Source organism: Streptomyces milbemycinicus, from assembly GCF_002154605.1.
Classification (GTDB): domain Bacteria; phylum Actinomycetota; class Actinomycetes; order Streptomycetales; family Streptomycetaceae; genus Streptomyces; species Streptomyces milbemycinicus.
This window is the reverse complement of sequence record NZ_MUNE01000024.1, coordinates 1-8,785: the sequence shown is the minus strand read 5'-3', so window position 1 is coordinate 8,785 and position 8,785 is coordinate 1. Positions and strand designations below refer to the sequence as shown.

The 8,785-nt window shown below is 70.2% G+C and carries 4 protein-coding genes; 3 read left to right on the top strand and 1 reads right to left on the bottom strand.

The genetic code is table 11. The features are described 5' to 3' along the window. On the bottom strand, positions 1-6,377 hold a 6,377-nt coding region (locus CCN51_RS01885), incomplete at its 3' end, for a non-ribosomal peptide synthetase (protein WP_143675704.1). 81 nt (positions 6,378-6,458) lie between these two features. Here CCN51_RS01885 and CCN51_RS01880 point away from each other — a divergent pair. From CCN51_RS01880 to CCN51_RS01870, 3 genes are all read left to right on the top strand, one after another. Next, a complete protein-coding gene (locus CCN51_RS01880; protein ID WP_078610837.1) occupies positions 6,459-7,397 on the top strand; it encodes a thioesterase II family protein in 939 nt (312 codons plus the stop codon). Further along, positions 7,307-7,507 (top strand): phosphopantetheine-binding protein, encoded by a 201-nt coding sequence (locus CCN51_RS59795; protein ID WP_425444740.1) that lies wholly within the window; start codon positions 7,307-7,309, stop codon positions 7,505-7,507. The genes CCN51_RS01880 and CCN51_RS59795 overlap by 91 nt, the downstream gene beginning before the upstream one ends. A 278-nt stretch (positions 7,508-7,785) precedes the next feature. Continuing rightward, a partial coding sequence (locus CCN51_RS01870) for a pentapeptide repeat-containing protein (protein ID WP_245881561.1) occupies positions 7,786-8,785 on the top strand: 1,000 nt, incomplete at its 3' end.

The following is an 8,785-nucleotide window of genomic DNA, read 5'->3' as shown; positions in this document are numbered from 1 at the left end:
CGCGGCGGCACGCCGATCTCCCGCATCCGGCTGATGATCCATCCGAGCTGGTCGTTGTCCTTGGTGCCTGCGGATCGCCGCGGTGTCGGCGGAGCCGACGGTCCTCGTTCTCGGACGAATGTGGCGACGAACTCGGCCGCCCTGCGCCCGGCCGTGGCCGGTTCGACCACCGGATAACTGTCGATCAGCACCGGCGGCTCGACGCGCGCCCCTTCCCGGACGAGCTCGCACGCGACCCCGAACGCGACGACACCACCGAACGACCAGCCGGCCAGCCGATACGGTCCGGTCGGCCACACGCGTCGGACGACCGCCGCCTGACGGGCCGCCAGGCGCGCCAGGTCGTCCTCAGGGCTGGTGCCCTCGTCCAAGCCGGGGGCCCGCAGCCCGTACACGGCGGGCCCCGGCGGAAGGTGCCGGACCAGGTCCCGGTAGCACAGGACTCCGCCGCCCAGCGGTGCGAAGAGGAACAGCGGCGGCTGGTCGCCGGTGCCCGCGCGGAGCCGTACGACACCGTCGGAGGCCGGATCCGGGGACCGGTCCGCGCGCAGCGATCCGGCAAGCTGCTCGACCGTCGGCTCCCGCAGGAAAGCCGCCAGGGAGGGACGGCGGCCGAACGCGGTCTCGACGCGGGCCATCAGCTGTGCGGCGAGGATCGAGTGGCCGCCCAGCGTGAAGAAGTCGTCCGTCACGCCCACCGGCGACACACCGAGCAGCCCCTCCGCCAACTCCGCCAGGGCGCGCTCGGTGTCGTCACGCGGAGACACCGCGCCGCGCTGTTCCGGCCCGTCGCCCGGCGCGGGCAGGCGCCGGCGGTCGGTCTTGCCGTTGGGTGACAGTGGCAACTCGTCGAGGAACACCAGGGACGAGGGCACCATGGGCAGCGGCAGTCGGTGACGCAGAAACGCGAGGAGATCACCGGCGAGCCGGTCGGGGCTGGTGTACCTCTCCTCTGGGCCGCCGTGCCCTTCTCCGAGCAGCCGGCCCGCCTCGTCCTCCCGGCCCGAGTCGGTGCCCGGCCCGTCACACCCTGCGGTCCCACGCGGTCCGGCGGGCTCACGCGGCCCCGCGGCCTCACGCGAGGCGTGGACCACGCGCAGCCCGTCGGCAGCCGCCTGGCCGGTGCCGTCGTCCACGGCCGCCGTGTAGCCACGCGACCGCAGCAGGTCGAGCACGGCGGCCAGCCGGCCGTCGGCATCGTCCACCTCGATCACGATCCGCCGGATCAGTGGCCAGTGCCCGTCGGCGATCCCCGCCAGCACATCCAGTTCGCCGCGCTCGACGTCGATCTTCAGCAGGTCGATCCGGGCGATCCCCTGCTCCTCGATGACGCTCGACAAGGTGATGACGGGCCGGGCCATCCGCGTCGCGCCCAGCCGCGCGTCGAGAATGTCCTCCACATCCCGTCCGGACACGGCCGACCCGAGATCCCTCGACGCGATCGTACGCACCCGCTGCCGGTCGAGCGGGGAGTCGGCGTATCGGCCGGACAGCATGGAGACACCGGGGTAGAAGGTGAACTCCGCGGTCCCCGGCCGGTCACCCAGCGCCTTGTCGAACACCTGCGCGTCGATGCCGTGGAGCTCGGCGTTGAGGCGCAGGATGTCGCACACCTGGGGCACGGGTTCGAAGGCGTACACCAGCGGATCGCGGCAGTCGCGGTGCGCGAAGAGGCTGAACAGGCCGATGTTGGCGCCGATGTCGAAGACCACCGCACGGTCCGGCAGCCGGACACCGGGCGGGGCATAAGTGCGGGCCGTGAAGATCTCGCCGTACATGAACGCGGTCTCTTCGCCATGCCGGTGGAACACCGGCGTACCGTCCGGCAGCACCGTCCTGTGCTGCCCCACGGCTCGGCCCGTGCGGTCCATACCCGCCAGGCGCCGCGGCACGCCCGCCCGCCGCGGCTCGGGGACGGCATAGGCCACCAGCCGCGGGCCGCCGGGAGTGTCCGCACGCACTGCCACGGCCGCGGCCTCCACCGCCGGGTGGGCGGTGAGCGCCGCCTCGATCTCGCCGAGTTCCATCCGGACTCCGCGCAACTTGACCTGGTCGTCGCGGCGGCCCAGGAACTCCAGCGCCCCGTCGGGGCGGTGGCGCGCCCGGTCACCCGTCCGGAACAGCCGTCGGCCCGGACCGGGGCGGAACGGGTCGGGCGGAAAGCGGAGTTCGGTCAGAGTGTCGCGCCCGAGGTAGCCACGGCCTACACCGACACCGCCGATGCACAGCTCGCCCGGTACCCCCGCCGGCACCGGCTGCAGATGCCTGTCGACCACGTAGAGCCGGGTGTTGGCGATCGGGTGGCCGATGGGCACGGTGTCCGGCCGGGGGCCGCGCCGACACCGCCAGAAGGCCACATCGACCGCGGCCTCCGCCGGGCCGTACAGGTTGTACAGGTCGGCGGCGATCCTGCGCCCGCACCGCTCCTGCAACCCGGGGTCCAGCGCCTCCCCGCTGCACAGCACCCGGCGCAGGGACGCGGTGGCCTCCTCGACCCCGGGCCGGGCCAGAAACAGGTGGAGCATCGACGGTACGAAGTGCACCGTGGTGATCCGCTGCTCCCGGATGACCCGGGCGAGGTAGTCCGGATCGCGATGTCCGCCGGGCTCGGCCAGCACCAGCCGGGCGCCGGAGATCAGCGGCCAGAAGAACTCCCACACGCAGACGTCGAAGGTGACCGGCGTCTTCTGCAGGACGGCGTCCCCCGCGTCGAGCGGGAATTGGGTCTGCATCCAGCGCAGCCGGTTGACGATGCCCTCGTGGGTGTTGACGGCCCCGTTCGGCTTCCCGGTGGACCCGGAGGTGTACAGCACATACGCCATCCGGCGCGGCTCGACGGCCGTCCGAGGCGCCGGTGGTCGCGGCTCCTCGACCCGGACCGCGTCGACGACCACCACCGGCAGGTCGACGGGCAGGTCGACGGGCAGTCGCCGACGCAGCGACTCGGAGGTGACCAGGACGGCGGGGGACGCGTCGCCGAGGAGTGCGGCCAGGCGTCCCGGCGGGTCGTCCGGACTCAGCGGCATGAAAGCGGCCCCGGACTTCAGCGTCGCCAGGAGCGCCGTGACGAGGCCGAAGGACCGCTCCAGGCAGACGGCCACGATGCGCTCGGCACCGGCGCCCAGGTCCCGCAGGTGCGCGGCGAGGCGATCGGCATCGGCGTCGAGTGCGGAGTAGCTGAGCACACGGTCGCCGAAGACGACGGCCGGCGCGTCCGGGGAGCGGCGTACCTGCTCCTCCACCAGTTCGTGGAGCGCGGTGAAAGCGCCGAGGTCGAGGTCGGTGTCGTTGAACGACACGAGCAGTTCGTGCCGCTCCTCGGGGGCCAGCAGCTCCAGCCGGGACACCGGCCGCTCCGCGTCGGCCACAGCCGCACCGAGCAGATTCACCAGGTGCCGGGCCATGCGGGCGACGGTCTGCTCGTCGAACAGATCGGCCGCGTAGGTGAGCAGGCAGCGGGTCCGGTCCGCCTCGATACGCATATGCAGTTCGAGGTCGAACCGCGTGGCCGGGTTGGACAGGCCGAACGGCTCGGCGCGCACCGGCCCCAGCCCGATGGCGGGCACACGGTCGTCATGGAGGACCAGGGCCACCTGGGCCAGTGGGTTACGACTGGCGTCCTGCTCCACGGGGAGTTCGGCCACCAGCCGTTCAAAGGGCACGTTCCGGTGCTCGTGCGCCTCCAGGAACGTGTCGCGCACGCGGTGCAGCAGCTCACGGAAGGACGGATCGCCGCCGAGGTCGATCCGCATGACGACGGTGTCGGCGAAGAACCCGACCAGCTGTTCCAGCTCCGGCCGGGTCCGGTTGTCGACGGGCGTGGCGACGCACACGTCGTCCTGGTCGCAGTATCGGGCGAGCAGCGCGGCCCAGGCCGCGAGCATGACGAGATACGGTGTGCAGCCCTCGCCCTCGCCGGACCGCGCCATCGCCCGGGTCAGATCCTGGGGCAGGTTGAAGGAGTACCTTCCGCCGGTCAGGCTCTGCATTGCGGGGCGCGGCCGGTCCGTGGGCAGGTCGAGCGGTGTCAGTCCCGCCAGCCGGCGCCGCCAGTGGGCGATCTCCCGCTCGGCCTCCGCAACCTGAGCCGGCTGCCGCTGCCAGGTGGCGTAGTCGGCGTACTGGAGTGGCGGCTCGGGCAGAGCCGACGGCACCCCTTGGACAAAGGCGGTGTACAGGGCGGAGATTTCACGGGCGATCAGGTTGAGGGAGACCGCGTCGCACACCGAGTGATGTATGTGCAGGACGAGCGCGTGCAGCCGCGGGGTGAAACGGAAGAGCGTGGCCCGCAGCAGCGGGCCGGACGCCAGCGGGAAGCCTTCTTCGACACGCTCCCGGGCCAGGCGGACCACCGTATTGGTGATGTCCTCGTCGGTGATGTCTTGGTCGGTGATGCCCTCGTCCGTGGCCTGGGCCACCTCCACCACCGGAAGGGCGATTGGTGTGGCCGAAGTGGCCGACGCGACCGACTGCCAGGGGCGCCCGGACGCGTCCAGCGGGAAGGACGTCCGCAGGACCTCGTGGCGGCGGACGAGTTCGTCGAGCGCGCGCCGGAGCACCACCGGATCCAGGTCGCCGACGAGCCGGAACCCGGTGCCCATGACATAGGCGGTGCTACCCGGCACCAACTGATCCAGGAACCACAGCCGTTCCTGACCGAAGGAGAGAGGTGGCATGGCGGGCCGGGAGATGCCGGTGAGTTCGCCGCCCGCCGCTTTCGGCGCGGCCGGCAGCGCAGCCGCCAGCTTCTCGGCGGTGCGGTGCTGGAACAGCAGGCGCAGCGGCACCTCCAGGTCCAGCCGTCGGCGCAGCCGGGCGGCGACCCGGGTGGCACGCAGCGAACTGCCGCCGATATGGAAGAAGTTGTCGCCGGGACGGATGCCGGTGACGTCGAGCACCTCCTGCCAGACGTCCAGCACCAGACGCTCCGCGGGGGTCAGCGGTCGCGCTACGGACTCCGGCGCGGACGCGGCCGCATCGGGCTGATCACCGAGGCGGCGCACCCGCGGCACGGAGGTGGCCGACCCGTGCGACGGCCGCCGGTCGCAAGTCGCCGCAACACCCGGCAGGGGCTGGTCGGGGGACGCGACCATCGCGCCGAGAACCCTCTCGATCCGGCGCACCAGGGCCGCGATCGTGTCCCGGTCGTAGAGATCCGTGGCGTAGGCGGCCTTGCCCGAGACACCGCCATCGGGCCGCAGCCACATATGCAGTTCGATGTCGAAACGGATCGACCGCGACGAGACGCCGACCGGTCCCGCGAAGACCCCCGGCTCGGTGAACCGCGCCCCCGGTGGCACGTCCTCAAACTGGAACACGATCTGGATGAGCGGGTTGCGGGAGAGGTCACGGTCGATGTCCAGCCCCGCGACGATCTGCTCGAACGGAAGCTCACCGTTTCCGAGCGCCCCGAGCACCGCCGACCGCACCCGCTTGAGCACGGTCAGGGCGGGCGGGCCGCCGCGGAGGTCGATGCGTAGCGGCAGCGTGTTGACGAACATGCCGATCAGCTCAGGGTGGTCGAACCTTCCCCGGCTCATCACCGGTACGCCGATGATCAGGTCTTCGGTGCCGCTGGACTGCGCCACGGCCCCGGCGAACGCCGTCAACATGGTCATGAACATCGTCGTGCGGCCCTGCCGCGACAGTTCGTGGGCTCCCTTCGCCAGGGAGTCCGGGAGTGAGAAGGCGTACGTCTCGCCTCGGTACGCCCGCGTCGGGGGGCGAGGCCGGTCGCCGGGCACCTCCAGCACCGCCGGGGCGCCGATCAGCGAATCCCACCAGTAGCGGCGCTGGCTCCGACGCCTCTCCTCGGTCAGTTCCTCACGCTGCCGCCGGGCGAAGTCCCAGTACTGGGTGGTGAGTTCCGGCATCGGCGCGGCGTCGCCCGCGAGATGGGCGGCGTAGCGTTCGGCGAGTTCGGGGGCCAAGACACGGTCCAGGGACCACCGGTCGGCCACGATGTGATGGAACACCACATGTAACACGTGCTGGCTCTCGTCCAGACGCATCAGCCGGGCGCGGACGGGGAGGTCATGAGCGAGGTCGAACGGGCGCCGCGCCAGCTCGAGGTTGAGACGTGACACTTCCGCCTGCCGCTGTAACGTCGGCAGCCCGCGCACATCGGCCGTTTCGAAGGTCCAGCGGGACAGCGGCGGATCGACGACCAACTCAGGCCGGTCGTCGCGCTCGACGATCCTCGTACGCAGGATGGCGTGACGGCGCACCACATCGGCGAACGCTTTCTCCAGCGCCTGTCGCTCCAGCGTCCCGCACAGCCGGTAGCCGCGCGACATGTTGTAGAAGGGACTGTCCGGTTGGAGCCGGCAGAGAAACCACAGTGCTTCCTGGCTGAACGACAGTGGCCGCTGGTCCATCCCCACATCGTAGGCTGCCGACTACAGGATGCGGGATGCGTGGCATTACGAGAGGCCGGGACCGTGTGATTAGCTGGGTCGGTGGCTACGTTCGCATTCGACACACCCTGCCTGGGCAGAGTTCGTCGGCCCAACGCGCACCATCGCCTGTTCTGTCTCCCCTTTCCGGGCGCCGCCGCATCGGCGTTCCTGCCCTGGGCGGATGTGCTGCCGCTGGACGTCGAGCTGTGGGCGGTGCAACTGCCGGGGCGCGAGGACCGCTTCGTGGAGCCTCCGCAGACCTGCTTCGAAACGCTGGTCGACGAACTCGCCGACGCGATCGCACCGCACACGGCCGACACACCGTTCGCACTGTTCGGGCACAGTGGCGGGGCTCTGCTCGCCTTCGAGCTCGCCCGGGCGTTGCGAAAGCGAGAACAGCCCGCGCCGACCCGCTTGTTCCTCAGCGCGGAGCCTCCCCCAGATGTGCCGCGCTCTGCCACCAAGCTCCACACACTCGACGACGCGGAGCTCATACGGCAGCTCAGGGCCCGGGGCGGTACTCCGCCGGAGATCGCCGAGAACGAGGAGCTGATGGAATTGTTGCTCCCGGTGCTGCGGGCGGACTTCACCTGGTACGAGACGTACGAGTATCAGCCCGGCCCACAACTCGAGAGCCCTGTCACGGCGTTCGTCGGCCACGACGACCCGATCGTCGGCGCCGAGGCAGTGTCAGGGTGGCGCTCACACACCACCGGCTCTTTCGAGGCCAGGGGCGTCACGGGCGGCCACTTCTTTGTACGGGACGCCATGGAGGAGATCGTTTCCCATGTGGCACGGGCACTGCTGCCGCCTGCTTTGGAGTCTGTCGGACCGTCACCGCGACGGCGTCCACAGCGGGAGGAAAGGCCTCGATGCAGGACGGCCCCTATGAGTGCGTACTCGACATCGTGCGTCGAGTCCTGCGCGTGGACACCCTCGACGTGCGCAAGGACTTCTTCGATCTGGCAGCGACCTCTCTGTCCATCATGCAGATCGTGAGTCTGGTCGAGCAGGAGTGCGGTGCGCCGGTGTCCATCGTGGAGGCCTTTGACGCGTGTGACATCGACTCGTTCGCGAGAATGGCGGCAGAACGGTGCGCGGGCCGATAGATATTCCACACACTCGCGGACCGCGGGACCGCGTCGACCACTTGCCCGAGATGCACGATCTGGCCGCCGAGTCCGCCCGGCACGTCATCGGCGAGGAAGCCGCCCAGACAGCCCTGTTGTTCGCGGACAACAGGCTCATCGCGCGTACCGCGGCGACACCGATGAGAGCCCTTACCCGGGGTACAACTCCTCCACCGCGGGAAGAACTCATCGACCCCACCGCCCGTCCTGCCTGCACGAGACCCGGAACCGGCACATGACAGCGGAGCCGCCACGCCATGAGCACACCCCCGGACCCCATACCCTCACCTCCGTCTTGGCCGTACTGCGCACACGGCGCGGACGTCGCGGCCGATCCCGTCGGCTGCCTCGGCATCCGCGTGCCCGGCCACACCGCATGCCTTGCCCACCTGTCCGATACAGACCGTGAAACCTACCTGGTGCGGCTGGTCCCCGGAGTCGACATCGACCACCGCGGCACCCCTTTCACCGAAGACCTGCTTCGGCAGCTTCTGAGGGCACTGAGCGACCCCAGCACAGGAAAACCCCAGATGGGCACTGCCAAGTTCAGCGGGGCGCGGTTCACCGGCAATGCCGAATTCGATAAGGCACAGTTCTCCGGCGACGCGGAATTCGACGAGGCGCAGTTCACCGGCTACGCCGTATTCCACGGTGCACAGTTCTCCGGCAACGCCCAATTTCACAGGACGCAGTTCTCCGACTACGCCGGTTTCCGCATGGTGCAGTTCTCCGGCTACGCCGAATTCGGCGGGGCACAGTTCCACGACAACGCCGAATTCGATGAGGCGCATTTCCCAGGCAACGCCGGATTCGACGGGGCGCAGTTCTCCGGCCACATCCGATTCGGCTCAGCGCGGTTCTCCGGCTACGCCGGATTCGACGAGGCACGGTTCTACGGCGAAACCGAGTTCGGCGGGGCGCAGTTCGCCAGCAGCGCCGGGTTCGGCAGGGCGCGGTTCGTGGTGGCTTCGGAGTTAGGGCCGTTCGTGTGCGCGGGAGTGGTGGACCTGTCCAGGGCTGTGTTCGAGGACCCGGTGACGCTGGAGATCGCTGCGCGTAAGGTGCTCTGCAAGCGGACCCGGTGGGAGTCGACCGCGACGGTGCGTCTGCGCTACGCCACAGCAGACTTCGAGGATGCGGTGCTGTCGGCGCCGGTGGCGGTCACCGCACACCCCACCTGTTTCGCCACCGGGGACGACGCCGTGGAAAAGAGCTTGCTGTCAGACGGCTGCGACGGGGTGCGGGTGACCTCGGTAC